The organism is Acinetobacter gyllenbergii, from assembly GCF_001682515.1.
GTDB classification, from domain to species: Bacteria; Pseudomonadota; Gammaproteobacteria; order Pseudomonadales; family Moraxellaceae; genus Acinetobacter; species Acinetobacter gyllenbergii.
In genome coordinates this window covers 20,727-39,609 of sequence record NZ_KV575265.1, presented here as the reverse complement: position 1 = coordinate 39,609, position 18,883 = coordinate 20,727, and the positions used below count along the sequence as shown (strand labels likewise).

The following is an 18,883-nucleotide window of genomic DNA, read 5'->3' as shown; positions in this document are numbered from 1 at the left end:
CTTAATTATGTCAGCAAATACCTTTCCGGCACAGATTGAGCCGTTTAAATGGGCTGAACAGGGCTTTACATGGTCAGGCACACTGCCATTGTCTCGCTTTGCTCGTATCGCTCGTGAAGCTGTTGGATCAATTAATGATCGATTGATCAACGTAGACTGTAAGCTATCAATGGATGCATATCATCGCATTGTATGGCTAGATGGACATATTGAAGCGAAAGTTCCAATGGAATGCCAACGTTGTTTGGATACTGTTGAAACTGAACTTACTTCAAGTTTTCATTTGGCTTTGATCGATGATGAGTCACTGATAGAGCGCTTGGATGAGGATGCTGATTTCATCGTTTTAGGTGAAAGCGAGTCTTCGAAAAAAGGTGATTTTGATACACCTGCTTCGATTGATTTGCTCGCACTACTAGAAGATGAACTGTTATTGTTGATGCCTTTATCTCCCAAGCATGATGTTTGTGAGCATAAGCATCGACCTACCATTCAGGACGTTGTCGAAGAAAAGCGGGATAACCCGTTTGATGTTTTGGCAAGTTTGAAGGGTAAACTTAACTCATAATTTGTGATATAATGTTGAGTTAAGACAACTGAATTTGTTTCTGATCCATTTTTTCGATCTTTGTAAGGAGCCATCATGGCCGTTCAGCAAAACCGTAAAAGTCGCTCTCGCCGTGACATGCGCCGTTCACATGACGCTTTAACCGAGAATGCATTATCTGTAGACCAAACTACTGGTGAAACTCATCGTCGTCACCACGTGACTAAAGACGGTATTTACCGTGGTCGTCAATTATTCGCTAAAGCAGCTGATGCTGAATAATTGAACCATATGCATTAAGCGTTAGCTTAAAGTATAGAAAAAATGGGAGCGAAAGCTCCCTTTTTTGTTGTTTTTCGCAATTAAAAAACGATTTAATCAATGGTAAATTGCCGCATCGGGAAAGAGTCTATTGTCATTCTCATGTAAAATCATGCGTGTTGATGAAATTGGCGATAGACCATTTTAAGGATTTTTATATGTCGACTAAACGACTTGAGCAGGCTGCTCAAGCAACAAAAACAGCATTTGTTTTTCCAGGTCAGGGCTCACAAAAAGCGGGCATGCTGGCTGAACTTGCAGAGCAGTTTAGTGTCGTTAAAGATACATTTGCAGAAGCATCAGAAGCGCTAGGTTTTGATCTTTGGCAGATTGCCCAAAGCGGTGAGGGTTTAGACCAAACTGAAAATACCCAACCTGTGTTACTGACTGCAAGTATTGCCTTATGGCGTGTTTGGTTGGAACTGGGTGGTATTGCACCGAAATACTTGGCTGGCCACTCTTTAGGAGAGTACAGCGCATTGGTTGCAGCAGAGGCAATGACTTTGGCTGATGCAGTGAAATTGGTGCATTTACGTGGCAAATTGATGCAAAGTGCCGTTCCACAAGGGACAGGCGCAATGGCTGCAATTCTTGGCTTAACAGATGAAAAAGTGATTGAGCTTTGTCAAAAAGCCAACGCTTCTGCTGCAGGGCAAGGTTCGGTTGAAGCGGCAAATTATAATGCACAAGGTCAAGTTGTGATTGCGGGTAGCACTGCTTTAGTTCAGCAAGTGATGGCAGATGCAAAAGAACAATCAGGAAAGGCCATTGCGTTGCCTGTTTCTGTGCCGTCACATTGTACGTTAATGAAACCTGCTGCAGAAAAGTTTGCTGAAGCTTTGGAACAAACTGCCATTGAGCTACCACGCCTTCCTGTAATACAAAATGTCAACGCGGAAATCGCGACAGATGTTGCTCAATTAGGTCAGGCATTAACGGCTCAATTGTACCAATCGGTACAGTGGACACGGACCATGCAATATCTGCAAGATCAGGGTATTCAGTACGTGGTCGAATGTGGACCAGGTACGGTACTGAGTAATCTTGCTAAGCGATTACCGAACATAGAAAAAGCATTTGCCATTGATAGCAAAGCACGTATGGAAGATGCCCTAAACGCAGTGTTAGTGGCAGAAGGAAAAATTGCATGACACAACAACGAAAAGTTGCGTTAGTGACAGGAGCAAGCCGTGGTATTGGCGCAGCGATTGCACAGCAACTCATTCAAGACGGTTTTTTTGTGGTAGGTACCGCGACTTCTGAAGCAGGCGCGCAAAAACTCACAGAAAGCTTTGCTGAGCATGGAACAGGCGCTGTACTCGATGTTCGTGAAGGTGAAGCCATTGATGCACTGGTATCAGACATTGAGCAAAAATACGGTTCAGTGCTGGTATTGGTCAACAATGCAGGCATTACCAAAGATAACTTGTTGCTTCGGATGTCTGAAGATGATTGGGACGATATTCTCAATATCCATCTGAAAGCTGTTTACCGCTTATCTAAGCGCGTATTGAAAGGCATGACCAAAGCACGTTTTGGTCGCATTATTAATATCAGTTCGGTGGTTGCACACTTTGCCAACCCTGGACAAGCGAACTACTCCGCAGCAAAAGCAGGGATTGAAGCATTCAGTCGTAGCTTAGCCAAAGAGATGGGGAGCCGTCAGATTACAGTGAACAGTGTTGCACCTGGTTTCATTGCCACTGAAATGACTGATCAGTTAAGCGAAGATATTCGTAAAAAAATGACTGATCAAGTAGCTTTAAATCGTCTAGGTGAACCTCAAGATATTGCTGATGCAGTGAGTTTCCTTGCCAGCGATAAGGCTAGTTACATTACTGGTACAGTTTTACACGTAAATGGTGGTCTATACATGGCCTAACTGGCGATGTATAAACTTTTAAAAAATCTTATATTCAATTAAACTAGTGGCAAATTAAAACGCCACAAGCAATGAGGAGAATTCCTGTGAGCGATATCGAACAACGCATCAAACAAGCGGTAGCTGAACAATTAGGTATGCGTGCTGAAGAGATTAAAAACGAAGCATCTTTCATGGATGACTTAGGTGCTGACTCTTTAGATTTGGTTGAACTTGTAATGTCTTTCGAAAACGATTTTGACATCACGATTCCAGATGAAGATTCAAATGAAATCACAACTGTTCAATCTGCAATCGATTACGTAACTAAGAAACTTGGTTAATCATCTTGCATGATCAAAAGCCACCGTCAGGTGGCTTTTTTGTGTCTATAAATTTTACAACAGTGTGTTTTTCATTAAGTTCTAATGCATATACATATATTTACAAGACCGCGTTAAATTGAAACTCGAGTGTTTTATTTTTTCTGTATAACTAGATATAAGTCTATTTTGACGATGAATGCGGTTAATAATTACAGAGGAAATAACAATGGGTCTTTTTGATTTTGTTAAAGGTATTGGTAAGAAAAATACAGCGCCTGCAGAGCCTCAAGCTGCGCCAGCAACACCAGCTGAACCCTCAGCTCAAGAGATTGCAAATAAATTATTAGGTTTGATCAAAAGTTTAGGTCTTGGGGTAGATGGCTTATCGGTGACGTATAACGGTAATACTGATACGGCAACCATTAAGGGGCAAGTGAAGAGTCAGGCCGATAAAGAGAAGATTGTACTTGCGGTCGGAAATATTGATCATGTTGCACAAGTGGATGATCAAATGACAGTCGAAACACCTGAGCCAGAAAGTAAATTCTATACGGTGAAATCAGGAGACAATCTGTCGAAGATTTCGAAAGAATATTATGGTGATCCAAACCAATACAATAAAATTTTTGAAGCCAATCGACCATTACTTAAAAATGCAGATGACATTTTCCCTGGTCAGGTCCTACGTATTCCACAATAAACCTTCTTATTCATTGATAAAAAAGAGCAATTTCAACAATTGCTCTTTTTTATTGCTATAATTTTAGCCTAGCCATATCACCTCTTGATTAGCCAATCTTTTAAACATAATTTAAGGATAACAAATGAAGGTTGTTGTGATATTGGTGGCTTTGTGGGTAAGCACTGTAGTTTGGGCACAAGAAGAAAGCGAAGCTATACCGAAAGAATTACTTGATTTTAGAGTTGATAAGCAACTGGCTTTGCCAGCAGAAGCACAGCTACAACCCTCTATTGATCCAAAAAAAATTCAGTATCTCAGAAGACCGAAACTTAAATATCCTGAAAATATACAAAGCTTTGGGAATATTGGTGATGTTGAGCTTGGTGTAATGGTGGATAAAGAGGGTAATGTAGATAGAGTACACACATTATATTCTGTCCATCCTGAATTGGAACAGGCAGCGGTTGCTGCCATGCTACAAGCGAAGTTTAAGCCATTGCATATCCCGTTTCAGGTTCAACAGAACATGAATTTTGGACACTGGAGTGAAAAAGGTGGCGTTGAGCCATATCGAGTTCCTAAAGCATCAAAAAGTTTGCCTGAAGATTTACAATATGATGAAGCGCCCAAAATTAAAATTGTTGCACCTGTGGTTTATCCATTCGAGCTTTTGCAGTCAAAAACTTCAGGCAAAGCCAAAGTTTTTATTGTTATTGATGATCAGGGGCGAGTGCGTAAATCTGGTGTTGTGTCTGCAACGCATCCAGAATTTGGTTTCGCTGCACAGGCTTCTTTTCAGTCATGGTTATTTTATCCTGCAAAGAAACAGGGGAAAGCAAGTTGGTCAGTGATTACACGAGAACAGAAATTTAATTTAACAGATCGTGATAGCCAACAATCTAAATCAGCAAAAAGAATTCAGGCTTTATTAAAGCAGCCTACTTCATCAGATATTTATACACAGTCCCAACTAGATCGAGTTCCGAAAATACTGTATCAGCCTTTGCCAAAACAGATCACTGAAACTGGCAATAAACATGTCACGATTGAGTTTTTTGTAGATCAAAATGGTTGGGTACAATTACCTCGAATTGTCTCAACAGATCATCATGAGCAGGCTTGGCTTGCATTGATTGCACTTAAACGTTGGCAGTTTGAAGTACCCACTGTGGATGGAAAACCTGTGATTGCTCAGTTAATTTTACCTTTACAGTTTCAGTAATTATTATTTTAAAATGAATTGTGATTGCCCTGACTTGACTCAGGGCATAACATTTAAAAGCGTTTTGGTATCTTTTGCCCATTCGGTACTGGGGTTTCTGCATGTTTTAACACACCAAATAACCAGGTTTCAGCATGTTGAACTGCAATTTTTAACGAATCACCCAGCGCCAAACGTCCTGCAATAAAACTTGCCAGTGAACAACCAGAACCGTGATATTGACCTTCTAAGCGTGGACAGCTGCTTTCTGCAAGCATTTTACCATCGGCATAAAGCACATTACGGATATGATCAGGGGTATCTTCATGGCCACCTTTGACCAATACCGCTTTTGCACCCATTTCAAACAGTTTTTGGGTCGCTTGTTCAATATCATCCAGACCCGTTAAGGCCCTTAGTTCAACCGTATTTGGCGTGATGACTGTTGCCAGAGGTATCAACTCTACAAAAGCCTGAACTAAGGTTGCTTGGTCACCGAGCGAACCTCCACTATTTGCGACCAATACTGGATCAAGCACATAGAGATAATCGGGATGTTCACGCAAAAACTCAGCCAGTGCCGCAATATTATCTGTTGTGCCGAGCATACCTGACTTCACGCATTTAATCGGCAGGTCACCGACTACAGCATTGGCTTGCGCCAAGAGTAATTCTTTTGAAGTGGCTTCAAAACCAAACACTTGTTGCGAGTTTTGAATGGTTAAAGCGGTACAGGCAATGGCTGCATGTGCACCACTTTGTCCAATTGCTTCAATATCGGCCTGTAGGCCAGCTCCACCCGATGGATCTAAACCTGAAAAACAAAGTACGGTTGGACGCACTGCAATTTCCTTTTATTCTTCAATCTACGGTAGTATAGGGAAGTTTCGAGAAACTCTCGACTCTGTTGTGTAAGACTGCAAGAGATTGAACGAATGACGATCAAAAATATTCTCATCGATTTGGATGGAACCTTAACCGATCCTAAAACTGGGATTCATGGTTCAATTCGTTTTGCGCTAGAAAAATTAGGCCAACCTGTCGCTGATGATGTAGATCTGGATTGGACCATTGGGCCACCCCTCAAAGCATCTTTGGCAAAATTACTCAATACTCAGGATGATGACTTTGCTGAGCAAGCGTTACTTGCCTATCGAGAGCGTTTTTCGGTGACAGGTTTATTTGAAAATGAAGTATATCCAACCGTGGTGGATACTTTGCAACAGTTGCAGGCGCAGGGCTATGCTTTGTTCTTGGCAACGGCTAAACCAATTATCTACGCCAAGAAAATTTTAGCTCATTTCCAGTTGGATCAATATTTTACCGAGATGTATGGCAGTGAGTTGACTGGTGAGAGAACTAACAAGGCGGATTTAATCGCTTATATTCTTGAACAACAGCAATTGGATGCTCAGCACTGTATTATGGTGGGGGATCGCCAATATGACATTATTGGTGCGCGTGCCAATGGCATTGAAACCATTGCGGTCAATTATGGCTATGGTCGAGCAGAAGAGTTGGCACAGGCGCAGCCAGTGACGCAAATTTCACAGTTTAGTCAGCTCATTGAAACAGTGGCTGAACTGAACGCAGAACGAAAAGTTTCATAAAACGAATTGTAAAAAGCCTCGATAATTCGAGGCTTTTTTATATCTAATCAGACATTGTGTTTTAAGCGGTATTGCACCAATTCTTCGATGCTAATCACAGTTAAGTTATGTGTTTGTGCATAAGCAAGCACTTGAATCCCTGAAGCCATTGAGCCATCAGGATTGGTCAATTCACACAGTACCCCAGATGGTTTTAAACCTGCCAGACGTGCTAAATCAACAGTCCCTTCAGTATGACCGCGGCGACTTAGCACACCGCCTTCACGTGCACGTAAAGGGAATACATGACCTGGACGACTGAGATCACTCGCCACAGCACCTTCTTGGGTGGCTGCCAAAACAGTGGTGACACGGTCTTTAGCAGACACGCCTGTGGTCACGCCTTGTGCCGCTTCAATGGTTACGGTAAATGCGGTTTTAAACTGACTAGAATTATCGACCACCATGGGTGGAAGTTCTAAATGGTCAGCCAAGGCTTCGGTTAGGCATAAACAGACAATACCCGAGCCATCTCGAATCATTTGTGCCATCGTTTCAACAGTCAGTGTTTCGGCAGCAATAATAAGATCTGCTTCATTCTCACGGTCGAAGTCATCCATCACCAATACAGGTTTGCCTTGGCGGATATCTTCTAAAGCTTGTTGAATACGTTGTTCAGCAGGGGAAAGGGCTGAAAAGAACAGTTCGGGTTGGATTAAACTAGACATAATGAAACGCTCTCGTAAATAGGATACGGTTGAACATTTCAGGACTGATGTAAAAAATAAGCGTGCACAAAAACAACGCAAAAAGCGTGTTTTAGTGGTTTCGTCTTCTTTCATCCGGACTATACCGTCGGCTTTGGTTTCTCACCAAATCTGCGAGTATATATAAATATATATACAGGCTCGTGGGCTGATTAGGTCATTGCAATGTGATGCCTAACTTACCACCGGTGGGGAATTACACCCCGCCCTGAAGCGATGTGTCTTGATTATAGCCAGATTTTTATGAGAAAAGGCAAGTTTTTATAGAATGAATCGTTCTATAAAAATGAAAAAATAAGCTGAGAACTTGTTCATGTTTTTCTATTTATTGGTGAAACTGGTAATCGATTTAAATTGAGCATACACTCGAAAGATAAAACAACAATAATGCGGAGGGTTTAAGGATGGAGAAATCCGAGTTGGAACAATTAGCACAACAATTACATCGGCCTGTGATGAGTCTTAAAGCATTTTCTCAGCTGCCCCAACAGGATTTGGCTTGGCTTAATCAACAATTACAACATACCTTAGCGAATGAAGACCAGAAAATGAATCAGAGCTTGTATCAAACGCCTTTTTTTCTACGTTGGCTGTTCCGAGATAAAGCATAGGGAGTGCAGCCATGACTCGACTTGCGGTACAGGCAGAGATTATTAAATTGGCGCGTATTTTGAAGGTTACCGAAGCTGAATTGGCTTTTATGCAGCCCTTGGCACCAGAAAGTTTAAGACAATTCCGTTTTGCCATATTAGAGCGATTACAAAATCAGCAAAAAAAGCGTTTCCGTTATTTGGCTGCATGGGTGAATTGGTTACCGCGCTGGATTAGTGTGTTTATGGTGAAGCATTTTTTAGAACCCTTTATCGTGGCTCAAATTGCGGTGTATTTATCGACAGAAAGTTCTTATCGCATCGTAAAGCATCTGCCTGCTAAAACGGTTGCAGCAATTTCAGTGTATTTAGACCCACGCTTGGCAAGAGAGTTATTGGGCTATCTCACCACCCATCAGATTACAGACATCACCAAAGTTCTACTGGAACAACGTGATTTTGTCACGATAGGTCGCTTTGTCAGTATGTTGTCTGATGTAGTTCTACAAGATGTGGCGCAAGTCGTTGAGAGTGAAAGTGATCTGTTAGAGATTGCTTTTTTTATCGAGTCACGTGAGCAAATCGACCATTTGGTACATGTATTGCCCAAACAGCGGATTGAGAAAGCCTTATTGATTATTGGTGATCCAGCACAGCGCTTAGTTTGGCCCAAAGTTTTGGCCTTGATGAGTTATATCAGTTATGGGCTGAAGCAGGAGTTGGGCGATTTAGCAGTTTTGCAAGGCGAGCCTGTGGTCAATGCCATTATTCAAGCCACACAGGAAGATCAGTTGTGGGAAGATATGTTACCTGTGGTTGCTTGCCTGTCGGCACAAGCACAGCGTTTCGTAGCCAATTTGCCTGCATTGAGACAGGTAGAGATTATTCAGAGTATCGTCGAGGCAGCTGATCGTTGCGATTTATGGACCGATATGTTGGTGATTGTGAATTATATGCAAGATGAGGCTAGAGATGTCGTTGCAACCGCGATTGCACAAATTGATGAGCAAGTCCTGCATCATATTGCTTATGCTTCATTATTGCGCTCACAATGGGAGGTGACTTTTGACATCATGCGTCGCATGCCTGTTGCAAAGCAGCAACAATGCCACCGAATTCTAGATGGTTATATGCAGCAATTAGATCCGGAAACCTATCACTATTTAGATATTTTACTAGATCGTTATCAGATTCGATCTGTACAGTTGTCATAGTTCAATCTAGTGGCTTTATGCATTAGGCAATGTTTCGCGAATGGGTAACAACATCTCAATGGCGTGGTTATAGCCAAGCTCAACCAATTCATCCAGTTTATGCCAATCAAACATCCCGATGCCTTCGATCGGCATGCGAACATGTAAATTTGCCCGCTCAATTGCAGCTGTTTGGATCATGGTATCACTGGCAAGAGTCGCGGTACGCATCAAGATTTCTGCCAGTCGTGGTGCGTGCAACAGTTTATCTTTAATAATTTTATTCCAGTTAAGCAGGGCGCTCTGATCTGGTTCTTCCAAGCCAATTCCAGGAACTCGAATGTCATCGTGCAGGCTGACATTACTGGCAATTATGGTCCCTCTTTCTAGGTTTTGCATGACATCTGTGGGGAGGTTGTTAATCACGCCGCCATCGCAGAGCAGATTTTCATGCCAAGCGACGGGTGGTGCAACACCCGGCACACTCATACTGGTACCGACCCAAGTCGCCAGTTCACCTTGATCATGAATCACGGCTTGACCTGTAGTAAGGTTGGTTGAAATACAGTAATAGGTCTGTCTGAGCTCTTCAATTCTGCGACTTCCAAAGATGGCATGCAGACGACTGTGGAAACGTTGTCCCCGAATGAGGGAAACCCGTGGCATGGTGTAATCATTGAGATAATTACGCGCCACAAAAGTCTCATAGGCAATATGCGTCATTTCGACACTGTCAAAACCACAGGCCACTAGCGCCGCGACAAAAGCTCCCATACTGGTACCACCGACAATATCAATCGGGATATGCAGTTGTTCCAAGGCACGGATCAAGCCGATATGGGCGAAGCCGCGTGCACCACCGCCGCCAAGCACCAAACCCACCCCTTGACTGGAAATCTGTCGTGCTACCGCACAAATATCATTCTGTGCCCAAGGATGGACAAAGTAATGGGCACGAGCATGATAGAGTTGTTTCCAGATCAGGGTGTGTGGTGAAGGATCACCTTCGGAACGCAGTAAGACCAATTCAATTGGGCTTTGCCAGTCATGTTGGCTGAGGACATGCGAGAGTGGGGTTTGGGTCGGGGTTTGATTGGCTTCGGCCAGAATCAGAATGCGATCTGCCTGATGTAAACAGCGTTTTGACCATTCATCTTCACTGTTATCGGCAGCATAAAGGACATAGCAATGTTTTTCTTCTAAGCTGGCAAGCCATTGTCTCAGTTGTAAATCCTCAGGGCTATAGTCCAATGGGGTTTGGCTGAAACCTGTCCCAAACAGGGCATCAATATGTGCTGCAGTCACCAAACGCACATGCGGCCAGCGCTGTAAATGTTCAGTCAGTTTTTCTGCCAAATGGGTGGCGGGAATATGAGCGGAGACAGGAATGACTGAAAGTGTGCGACTGCTTCCCATCACATGGCAATGCTGTTGATCGGGCTGGGAGCGGTTGATGATCAGCCGAGATAAAGCGAATAGGACTTTGGGGTGTAGGTGAATAAAATCCAAAAATTGCTGCTGTGGAATTCCAACAAGCGCTGTATCTCGAACAGCATTGACTGTGCAATGATGAGGCTGATTGGAAATCACGCCAGTTTCACCGACAAGTTCATGACGACCATAATAGGTCAGTAATCCTGTTGTGCTGGTGAGTTTGACACGCCCATAGGCAACAATATAGACATGATCGGCAATGTCATGGGCGCAATAGAGTTGTTGTCCCGTTTGCAGATGACGTATATGGCAAAACGGAAGCAATGTTTCAAGCATCGCATGATCTAGATCAGCAAAGAGGCTAACTTTACTTAAAATATTAATAATATCCATATTGTTCAAATTATCTTTATTGTCTTTTTATTGAACAAATTTTAGTGCAATTTTACAAGTTTGCTTGCGTAAAACTTAGCCTTATTTTTCAGTATTTTTGTTCAAGTGCATGAGTGGGTTGTATTCATGCAATAAAAAAGCCATGAGCTGTGGCTCATGGCTTTTTAGGAATCTTTTATGGCTTATGCAATTTGTACAGGAATACAGTTTGCAGTGTGGTTCACTGTATTGTCTGGGTTTGCATAAACTAAACGTGGTTTGTGAAGATTGGCTTCGACTTCGGTAAAATCGCCGAAAGTTGCAATAATCACTAAATCACCAACATCAGCTTGGTGTGCTGCGCCACCATTCACTGAAATAATACCTGAGTCATCTTCACCACGGATTGCATAAGTGGTGAAACGTTTGCCGTTAGTGACGTTCCATACGTGGATTTCTTCGTATTCACGAATCCCTGCTAAGTCCATTAATACGCCATCAATTGCACAAGAACCTTCATAATGAAGCTCTGCATGAGTCACAACTGCACGGTGAATTTTACATTTTAATAAACGAGATAGCATGGCTAGCGTCTCCTGAGTAAGACCTAAGATGATTATCTTATGGTTGACTTGTCACGTTTTCCGCGGGCTATAGGCGGTTTGATGCGCATTTTGCGCTTAAAAATGCAATATGGCAAGCGGGATTGATCAACAATTCAGTTTAAGCGGGTTTGTAAGCGTTAATTTGATTCATTGCCTGAGACACTTGTCCACCAACAAGCATTTTCACTTGAGAGAGGGCATGGTCAATGGCTGCATCCATTAAGCCTTGTTCACTACTTGGTGCTTTACCAAGTACATGACCAGAAACGCGTTCTTTGGCACCCGGATGTCCAATTCCAATACGTAGACGATGGAAATTAGCACCGATATGCGGGACGATATCGCGGAGACCATTGTGTCCACCGTGTCCGCCACCTGTTTTCAAACGAATAATGCCAGGATTCATATCCAGTTCATCATGCGCGATCAGGATTGCTTCAGGTGCAACTTGATAAAATTTTGCGAAAGGGACAACACTTTGACCAGAACGGTTCATAAAAGTGGTAGGGAGTAATAAACGGACATCATGACCTTCGATTTGGCCACGACCGCTGTATCCATGAAACTTAGGATCAGCTTTTAAAGAGATGCCATAACGATCTGCAAGCTGTTCAACGAACCAGAAACCTGCATTATGGCGGGTTTGGGCATATTCCTTTCCAGGATTGCCCAAACCAACAATTAGCGAAATATTTGACACTAATTTACGCCTTTAACACTTATGCGCGTTTGAAGTCAGCGTGCATAGGCGTGTTTTTAGCTGGGTGACGTTGTAACGCTTGGATTTTAACGTTTTCAACTTTGTCACCGATTTTGATTTCGATTACTTCTTCGAAGAAAGCGTTGTTTTCTAAAGCTTTAACGATTTCACGAAGTTCTAAAGTAATGGTTACAGGCTCAGCGCTACCACCGTAGATGATTGCTGGAATTTGTGCTGCATGACGAAGGCGGCGGCTCGAACCTTTCCCTTGTTGTGCTACTTCACGTGCTTGAGCGTTTAATACGAAGTTTGCCATGGGCATATCCTCATTGAGTTTAATGAACTAAACTTGCGACCAGTTTAGTGATAGAAAAACCCTAGCGAGCTAGGGTTTAAGAAAAAAAGCTGGGCTATTATAGATAACTATCGAACATTGCGCTAATAGATTCTTCGTTATTGATACGACGAATTGTTTCAGCAACCATGCTAGCAACAGAAACTTGGCGAATTTTGCCTAAGCTCAATGCTTCATCTGAGAGTGGAATGGTGTCTGTAACAACCAATTCATCAATCACAGAATTACGAAGGTTATCAATCGCTTTGCCTGATAGAACAGGGTGAGTTGCATATGCAACAACACGGCGAGCACCAAATTGTTTCAGTGCATCCGCAGCTTTGCATAGCGTACCTGCTGTATCCACCATGTCATCTACGATGACACAGTCACGATCTTTTACATCACCAATCAAATGCATCACTTGTGATTCATTTGCTTTTTGGCGACGTTTATCGATAATCGCTAAGTCGATATCACCCATTTGTTTTGCAACAGCACGAGCACGAACAACACCGCCAACGTCAGGTGAAACCACCACGAGGTTATGATGTTGTTGTTGACGTAAGTCAGCCAATAACGCTGGCGTACCGTAAATGTTGTCAACAGGGATATCGAAGAAACCTTGAATTTGGTCTGCATGTAGGTCAATCATTACCACACGGTCAATTCCAACGGTTGTTAGCATATCTGCAACAACTTTCGCTGTAATTGGTACACGAGCAGAACGCGGACGGCGATCTTGACGTGCATAACCGAAATAAGGAATGACAGCAGTGATACGACCAGCACTTGCACGACGCAAAGCATCTGCCATGACCAAGATTTCCATGAGGTTATCATTGGTAGGCGCACAGGTAGACTGAACGATAAAAACGTCTTTACCACGAACATTTTCAGTAATTTCTACTGAAATTTCACCATCAGAGAACTTGCTTACAGAAGCAGCACCTAAAGGAATGTGTAAATGGCTTACGACTTTTTGAGCGAAATGTGGATGAGCACTTCCACTAAAAACGACAAGATTGGGCATGAAGCACCCTTGGCGGTTGGCTTATAATGAATTTGGATGGCAGGGGCGGCTGGATTCGAACCAACGGATGCCGAGATCAAAACCCGGTGCCTTACCACTTGGCGACGCCCCTAATGCGGCAGAACTTTAATAGTTTTACAGGATAATGTCAATATATTTGATCAAATATCAATATAAAACAAGTCTGTCTTAGATATGGCAGGGGCGGCTGGATTCGAACCAACGGATGCCGAGATCAAAACCCGGTGCCTTACCACTTGGCGACGCCCCTATATATTACATATATCTATCTACAGATGAAAATTGGCAGGGGCGGCTGGATTCGAACCAACGGATGCCGAGATCAAAACCCGGTGCCTTACCACTTGGCGACGCCCCTATATATTACATATATCTATCTACAGATGAAAATTGGCAGGGGCGGCTGGATTCGAACCAACGGATGCCGAGATCAAAACCCGGTGCCTTACCACTTGGCGACGCCCCTATATATTACATATATCTATCTACAGATGAAAATTGGCAGGGGCGGCTGGATTCGAACCAACGGATGCCGAGATCAAAACCCGGTGCCTTACCACTTGGCGACGCCCCTATATATTACATCCCTAAATTCGATGATATGTAATGGCAGGGGCGGCTGGATTCGAACCAACGGATGCCGAGATCAAAACCCGGTGCCTTACCACTTGGCGACGCCCCTATATATTACATATATCTATCTACAGATGAAAATTGGCAGGGGCGGCTGGATTCGAACCAACGGATGCCGAGATCAAAACCCGGTGCCTTACCACTTGGCGACGCCCCTATCAGGTAACTTTAAAATGTCTAAGAGGTGATTCTGCTAAACTATTGACCAAGTAAGCTTTACAAGGCGCGTTTTGCAAAATTTGCTCTATATCCATTTCATTGGTTACTTCAGTAAAAACACAAGCACCTGTACCTGTAAGCTTTGCTAGACCAAACTGATCTAAATATTGCATTGCTTCTTCTACTTCAGGATATAACTGTCGAGCCAGAGGTTCAAAGTTATTTCCAAATTTAGAAGGTTCTATCTGATAGGCGCAAAATGTAGTGATCTTAGAATCTCTTGTCAATGTTTTTTGCGAAAAAAGCTGTTGAGTGCTGATAAAACAGTCAGGTTTTAGGATTATGAATTTTTTTTGAGCTAAGTCTATGAATGATAAATGTTCCCCGATGCCTTCGGCCCATGCATTTCGACCTAAAACGAAGATGGGAACATCCGCACCCAGTTGCACAGCATACTCGGCCAATTGTTGCTCATTTAGATCGCATTGCCAGAGTTGATTGAGCACAAGCAGGGTGGTGGCGGCATTGGATGATCCGCCACCGAGTCCTGCACCCATTGGGATATTTTTTTCAATGGTTATGTTCAAACCACAGATTTTTTTCGCATGAGGTTTGAGCAGTTGTGCTGCACGATAGATTAAGTTTTGTTCAAGAGTGACTTCGCTTAGACCCTCAATTTGAATTGTTGGCTCTGCAATCGGTTCAAACGTCATCCAATCATATAAATCAATCAGTTGGAAAATGGTTTGTAATTCATGATAACCATTGTCACGACGACCTGTGATATGCAGAAATAAATTCAATTTGGCAGGAGAAGGCACTCTAATCATATAAACAATCTAAATTATCGGTTTTGAATAACCATTGTAATACGGTTTTCTTTGTCATCGGCAAGCGCTTGCTTCAACAAAAGTTTATTGGGAAGGGTTTGCGCATCGTTATAGCTAAAATCAACCGTCCAGCCATCTTCAACCAATTGCTTTAAACGGTTACTTTCATCTTTACTGGTTTGGGCGTTTTGAGTGGCTGGCTTAGCTTGTACCCAATAGGCAAGATGCATAATCGGAGCTTGCCAACCGGTCGCCTTCTCAAGTAGTTCTTCAGGTGTTTCAGCCGTAATCAGGCCTGTTTTGGCGCTGTTTAAGGTCACTTGCCCTGGTTTCCCTTCAATTTGGGTTTTACCAACCCCTAAAATTCCGGTGAGCTCAATATCAAACTGATCTTGTTGCTGTACCCATGTAAAAAAAGCACTGCCAGATTGTTGTGGTGTACGGACACCAATTTTGCCTTGCAGGCTAAAGTTGTTTTCATCTTGCACTTGAGGGGAAGTCACGACTTTATTTGGCTGGCTGAAATGTTGACAGCCCGTTAATAATAAAACGCTGCTGCTACATACCGCGACGCATAATTTTGAAAACAAGCGCATGGGTTTAACTCTTTTTTACGGTGATGGGTAAGATTAAGCTATCAAGTTGTTGTAATTGTGGGGCATTGGCATGTTTTTGTTTCAATTGCTGTAACACCTCGCTAAATTGCGTGAGTGCCCCTTGCATATACAAGGCTTTGGCATAACGGATGCCGATATTGACATTTTCACTTAAGGAATAGGCTTGGCCCAAAACTTTGGCCGCGGTATCAAAATCATTTTGCAGGAAGGCGATATAGCCCAAAGTATCTAAAATTGAAGCCTGTTCAGGGGCAAAATCCAGTGCCAACTCTGCATATTTTCGTGCCTCTTTGAGACGGCGGTTTTGCAGCGCTAAGGTATAGGCATAGGCATTCAGATAGGTGGGGCTATTTGGCTCGATCGCTAAAAGTTGTTTGAGGGTTTTGTCCAACTTATCGCGATCAGTATACGGGTCGAGCAATAACACCTCGGCATAAATCAACTCTGGATCGTCAGGTAGACTCTTAATCGCTTCATCCAGTAAGGCCAAAGCCGCCTTTTTATTATCCATCTTCTTTAAAATATCGGCCTGTGCCTGATACAGGAAGCTGGCATGTTGTGGATAGTTTACTCGTTCCTGCGTCAAGAAACGTAAGGCATCATTCAGTTGCCCTTGTTTCTCAAAAATCGAAATCATATTGCGTCGCGAAACGATATATAAACTACCATCTACCAAGCGATAATAGGCTTTTGCGGTTTCATAATGCTGTTTACGCTGTGCATTGATCGCAAGGTAGTAATACGCTTCATTCTGATATTTTGCCGATGAGCGCAATTCAACCAGATATTGCTCGGCTTTTTCGTATTGTTTTAAGTCAATACTGGTTAAACCTGCAATAAACAAGGCTTCTTCGGCCTTGGGATGGTCCTTGATAATATCTTCAAGTTTTTCCAAGGCTTCTTGCTGCTGATTGATTTGAATGTAATAACGTGCTTCTGCCATACGAACATCAACATTATTTTTGTTTTTACGACTGGCTTTTTCAAACCATTTACGTGTTTCTTCATCATCCTGCAAAGCCATTAACAGGTTGGCTTTCATCAGAATAAAACTGGTCGATTTTGAGCGTTTGCGCAATGCCCGATTGATATTATTCAGTGCTTGTTCATACAAGCCATCTTGTGCTTCTAAACCTGCGATCAAGGCCAGAATTGAAGGGTTATTACGTTCCTCGCTGGCACGGAGTGCATTCAGCAAGATTTCTCGATCCTGAGCCTGTTCAGGGGCAATCCCTGCTAAAATTTCTTCTAGATCGGCGGTAGGATCAATATTGAGAATCTTATCCAGCGTTTTTGCTGCTAACTCATATTCATGGGTCTTGAGTGCAATATGAGACAAATAAAACAGGGCGGGAACATCTTTCGGTTCTTGCTCAACCCAATGCGTGGCAATGTTTAAAGCTGATTGCAAGTCATTGTATTCTAGAGCAATATCTAGGGCGCGCTGTTTGATTGTGGTTGAATTGCTGCGAATCGCAAGTACCGTATAATTGTGTAATGCGGTTGCAATATCATCATAAGCAAGGGAAAATTCAGCCACCATGCTTTGTTGTAGGGCATGTTCAAAACTCTTGTCTGCATACATGTCGTGTATTGCTTGTGCAGAGACATAAGAGCTCATGCTACCTAACAACAAGATTGTGGTAGAATACCGTCTAATCGTCTTGCCGCTAAAAAGGGTACGGCGATATAGCTGACGCAATTTTTATTGATCCAAAGTAATGCTTTTTATGACACCGATGTTGCACAATAACATAAATTTAGCGAAATGATGATCTGATATGTCTTTCTTTGCATTGGGCGTCAACCATCAAACAGCTTCTGTTGAACTTCGCGAACAAATTGCTTTCAATGCAGAGCGATTAGCTGCGCTATTGCTTGAACAAAACCAACATTCATCGCTGAATGATCTGGTGGTGGTGTCAACCTGCAACCGCACCGAAGTCTATGCCATGACAGAAGATGCGGATAGCGTTCTGACTTGGCTGGCCCAAGTGAATAATATTGATGTAAAACAGTTAATTCATCATGTTTATCGTTACGAGAATGCCCAAGCAGTTACACATCTGATGCGTGTTGCCAGTGGTTTAGACTCGCTGATGCTGGGTGAGCCACAAATTTTGGGGCAGGTGAAAAGTGCATTGGCGCTGTCCAAAGATGCAGAAACCGTTTCGCCAGAATTAAACAGCGTATTTGAATATGCATTTTATGCGGCAAAGCGTGTCCGTTCTGAAACTTCCGTAGGAAGTCATGCTGTTTCAATGGGTTATGCGGTTGCGCAGTTGGCTTCTCAGGTGTTTAGTCATACTGAAAAACTGACGGTGATGGTGGTCGCAGCAGGTGAAATGAATAGTCTGGTTGCCAAACATCTGGCAGAAATGGGTGTGGCGAAGATCTTGATTTGTAACCGTAGTCGAGAGCGTGCTGATCTTTTGGCCCAAGAGATTGCCCATCAAGTTGATGTGGAAATCATTCCTTTTGCAGAACTTGCACAAAACTTGCATAGAGCGGATGTGGTCTCAAGTTGTACAGGTAGTTTGCATCAAGTGATTGAATATTCAGACGTTAAAGTAGCCCTTAAAAAGCGCCGTTATCAACAGATGTTGATGGTCGATTTAGCTGTTCCACGTGATATTGACCCCAAAGTCGAATCATTGGATAACGTCTATTTGTATGGTGTTGATGACTTACAAAGCGTGATTGATGAGAACCTGGCACAACGTCGTCAGGCCGCGGTTGAAGCTGAAATTATGGTGAATCAATTGGCGACCCAATTGATGACCCAGCAAAAAGTCAAAGAAGCCAGCGGTACCATTCAGGCTTATCGCCAACATAGTGAAGAAGTCAGCCAAAAAGAGTTGGCGCATGCTTTGGAAGCACTGCAACATGGTCATGCGGCAGAACAGGTGATGCAAGAGTTTGCGCATCGTCTGACGCAAAAACTGATGCATCCCACTTCGATTTTACTGAGAGAAGCGGCAAAAGCTGAAAATCCAGATTATTTCGAATGGTTACAGCAGCATCTGCAAGATGTGTTTGAACATGAGCGGAAGCCACGTCAGTAATCA

The 18,883-nt window shown here is 43.0% G+C and carries 21 protein-coding genes, 7 tRNA genes and 1 riboswitch; of the genes, 11 read left to right on the top strand and 17 right to left on the bottom strand.

All coding sequences use genetic code 11. The features are described from left to right. Nucleotides 1-7 precede the first annotated feature (7 nt). The 7 genes from NG55_RS13165 (at nucleotide 8) to NG55_RS13135 (ending at nucleotide 4,959) form a co-directional block, all read left to right on the top strand. Nucleotides 8-568, top strand: coding sequence for a YceD family protein (locus tag NG55_RS13165; RefSeq protein WP_016541727.1), 561 nt, complete (start codon nucleotides 8-10; stop codon nucleotides 566-568). A gap of 75 nt (nucleotides 569-643) precedes the next feature. Beyond that, nucleotides 644-829, top strand: coding sequence for a 50S ribosomal protein L32 (gene rpmF / locus NG55_RS13160; RefSeq protein WP_004638135.1), 186 nt, complete (start codon nucleotides 644-646; stop codon nucleotides 827-829). Between the two features lie 197 nt (nucleotides 830-1,026). Next, the gene (fabD, locus tag NG55_RS13155; protein ID WP_016541728.1) at nucleotides 1,027-2,019 is read left to right on the top strand and encodes an ACP S-malonyltransferase; all 993 of its coding nucleotides are present in this window, start codon (nucleotides 1,027-1,029) and stop codon (nucleotides 2,017-2,019) included. Next, nucleotides 2,016-2,750, top strand: coding sequence for a 3-oxoacyl-ACP reductase FabG (fabG, locus tag NG55_RS13150; RefSeq protein ID WP_004655274.1), 735 nt, complete (start codon nucleotides 2,016-2,018; stop codon nucleotides 2,748-2,750). Before fabD ends, fabG begins: the two co-directional genes overlap by 4 nt. An 86-nt stretch (nucleotides 2,751-2,836) precedes the next feature. Next, nucleotides 2,837-3,073, top strand: a complete 237-nt coding sequence (acpP, locus tag NG55_RS13145) for an acyl carrier protein (RefSeq protein ID WP_004655272.1) — start codon at nucleotides 2,837-2,839, stop codon at nucleotides 3,071-3,073. Between the two features lie 208 nt (nucleotides 3,074-3,281). After that, a complete protein-coding gene (lysM, locus tag NG55_RS13140) occupies nucleotides 3,282-3,755 on the top strand; it encodes a peptidoglycan-binding protein LysM (RefSeq protein WP_016541730.1) in 474 nt (157 codons plus the stop codon). A 124-nt stretch (nucleotides 3,756-3,879) separates the two neighbouring features. Next, nucleotides 3,880-4,959 carry a TonB family protein gene (locus NG55_RS13135; protein ID WP_081409006.1) on the top strand — a complete coding sequence of 360 codons (1,080 nt, stop codon included), beginning with the start codon at nucleotides 3,880-3,882 and terminating at the stop codon, nucleotides 4,957-4,959. A gap of 53 nt (nucleotides 4,960-5,012) precedes the next feature. Here NG55_RS13135 and NG55_RS13130 read toward each other — a convergent pair whose 3' ends face one another. Further along, nucleotides 5,013-5,780 carry a hydroxymethylpyrimidine/phosphomethylpyrimidine kinase gene (locus NG55_RS13130; protein WP_065343502.1) on the bottom strand — a complete coding sequence of 256 codons (768 nt, stop codon included), beginning with the start codon at nucleotides 5,778-5,780 and terminating at the stop codon, nucleotides 5,013-5,015. Between the two features lie 93 nt (nucleotides 5,781-5,873). Between NG55_RS13130 and NG55_RS13125 the strand changes: the two genes are divergently transcribed. Continuing rightward, nucleotides 5,874-6,548, top strand: coding sequence for an HAD-IA family hydrolase (locus tag NG55_RS13125; protein WP_016541732.1), 675 nt, complete (start codon nucleotides 5,874-5,876; stop codon nucleotides 6,546-6,548). 47 nt (nucleotides 6,549-6,595) lie between these two features. Here the strand turns inward: NG55_RS13125 and ribB are convergent, their stop codons facing one another. Next, nucleotides 6,596-7,255, bottom strand: coding sequence for a 3,4-dihydroxy-2-butanone-4-phosphate synthase (gene ribB / locus NG55_RS13120; RefSeq protein WP_065343607.1), 660 nt, complete (start codon nucleotides 7,253-7,255; stop codon nucleotides 6,596-6,598). 98 nt (nucleotides 7,256-7,353) lie between these two features. Beyond that, nucleotides 7,354-7,513, bottom strand: a riboswitch (FMN riboswitch). Between the two features lie 185 nt (nucleotides 7,514-7,698). On the opposite strand from ribB, the gene NG55_RS13115 reads away from it, so the two are divergent. Together NG55_RS13115 and NG55_RS13110 are read left to right on the top strand one after the other, a co-directional pair. Next, nucleotides 7,699-7,905, top strand: coding sequence for a hypothetical protein (locus tag NG55_RS13115; RefSeq protein ID WP_065343501.1), 207 nt, complete (start codon nucleotides 7,699-7,701; stop codon nucleotides 7,903-7,905). Between the two features lie 11 nt (nucleotides 7,906-7,916). Continuing rightward, on the top strand, nucleotides 7,917-9,098 hold the full coding sequence (locus NG55_RS13110) for a hypothetical protein (RefSeq protein WP_016541735.1): 1,182 nt from the start codon (nucleotides 7,917-7,919) through the stop codon (nucleotides 9,096-9,098). A 15-nt stretch (nucleotides 9,099-9,113) separates the two neighbouring features. Here the strand turns inward: NG55_RS13110 and NG55_RS13105 are convergent, their stop codons facing one another. The 15 genes from NG55_RS13105 to NG55_RS13035 form a co-directional block, all read right to left on the bottom strand. Beyond that, the gene (locus NG55_RS13105) at nucleotides 9,114-10,904 is read right to left on the bottom strand and encodes a patatin-like phospholipase family protein (RefSeq protein WP_065343500.1); all 1,791 of its coding nucleotides are present in this window, start codon (nucleotides 10,902-10,904) and stop codon (nucleotides 9,114-9,116) included. Between the two features lie 182 nt (nucleotides 10,905-11,086). Continuing rightward, a complete protein-coding gene (gene panD / locus NG55_RS13100; RefSeq protein WP_004655255.1) occupies nucleotides 11,087-11,467 on the bottom strand; it encodes an aspartate 1-decarboxylase in 381 nt (126 codons plus the stop codon). Nucleotides 11,468-11,606: 139 nt separating this feature from the next. Continuing rightward, nucleotides 11,607-12,188: an aminoacyl-tRNA hydrolase gene (pth, locus tag NG55_RS13095; protein ID WP_016541737.1), complete on the bottom strand. Its 582-nt coding sequence runs from the start codon at nucleotides 12,186-12,188 to the stop codon at nucleotides 11,607-11,609. A gap of 19 nt (nucleotides 12,189-12,207) precedes the next feature. Further along, a complete protein-coding gene (gene rplY / locus NG55_RS13090; RefSeq protein ID WP_004655250.1) occupies nucleotides 12,208-12,504 on the bottom strand; it encodes a 50S ribosomal protein L25 in 297 nt (98 codons plus the stop codon). Nucleotides 12,505-12,601: 97 nt separating this feature from the next. Further along, on the bottom strand, nucleotides 12,602-13,555 hold the full coding sequence (locus tag NG55_RS13085) for a ribose-phosphate pyrophosphokinase (protein ID WP_005273299.1): 954 nt from the start codon (nucleotides 13,553-13,555) through the stop codon (nucleotides 12,602-12,604). Nucleotides 13,556-13,592: 37 nt separating this feature from the next. Continuing rightward, a tRNA-Gln gene (locus NG55_RS13080) sits at nucleotides 13,593-13,667 on the bottom strand. A gap of 84 nt (nucleotides 13,668-13,751) precedes the next feature. Continuing rightward, nucleotides 13,752-13,826, bottom strand: a tRNA-Gln gene (locus NG55_RS13075). A 33-nt stretch (nucleotides 13,827-13,859) separates the two neighbouring features. After that, a tRNA-Gln gene (locus tag NG55_RS13070) sits at nucleotides 13,860-13,934 on the bottom strand. 33 nt (nucleotides 13,935-13,967) lie between these two features. Next, a tRNA-Gln gene (locus tag NG55_RS13065) sits at nucleotides 13,968-14,042 on the bottom strand. Nucleotides 14,043-14,075: 33 nt separating this feature from the next. Next, nucleotides 14,076-14,150 (bottom strand) — tRNA-Gln (locus NG55_RS13060). Nucleotides 14,151-14,183: 33 nt separating this feature from the next. Then, a tRNA-Gln gene (locus NG55_RS13055) sits at nucleotides 14,184-14,258 on the bottom strand. A gap of 33 nt (nucleotides 14,259-14,291) precedes the next feature. Further along, nucleotides 14,292-14,366 (bottom strand) — tRNA-Gln (locus tag NG55_RS13050). A gap of 1 nt (nucleotide 14,367) precedes the next feature. Next, entirely contained in the window at nucleotides 14,368-15,198 is an 831-nt protein-coding gene (ispE, locus tag NG55_RS13045) for a 4-(cytidine 5'-diphospho)-2-C-methyl-D-erythritol kinase (RefSeq protein ID WP_016543199.1), read from the bottom strand. Between the two features lie 14 nt (nucleotides 15,199-15,212). After that, nucleotides 15,213-15,794 carry a lipoprotein insertase outer membrane protein LolB gene (gene lolB, locus NG55_RS13040; protein WP_065343499.1) on the bottom strand — a complete coding sequence of 194 codons (582 nt, stop codon included), beginning with the start codon at nucleotides 15,792-15,794 and terminating at the stop codon, nucleotides 15,213-15,215. 4 nt (nucleotides 15,795-15,798) lie between these two features. Then, nucleotides 15,799-17,517, bottom strand: coding sequence for a tetratricopeptide repeat protein (locus NG55_RS13035; RefSeq protein ID WP_065343498.1), 1,719 nt, complete (start codon nucleotides 17,515-17,517; stop codon nucleotides 15,799-15,801). Nucleotides 17,518-17,596: 79 nt separating this feature from the next. Between NG55_RS13035 and hemA the strand changes: the two genes are divergently transcribed. Continuing rightward, nucleotides 17,597-18,880: a glutamyl-tRNA reductase gene (gene hemA / locus NG55_RS13030; protein WP_016543196.1), complete on the top strand. Its 1,284-nt coding sequence runs from the start codon at nucleotides 17,597-17,599 to the stop codon at nucleotides 18,878-18,880. The last annotated feature ends 3 nt before the right edge of the window (nucleotides 18,881-18,883 follow it).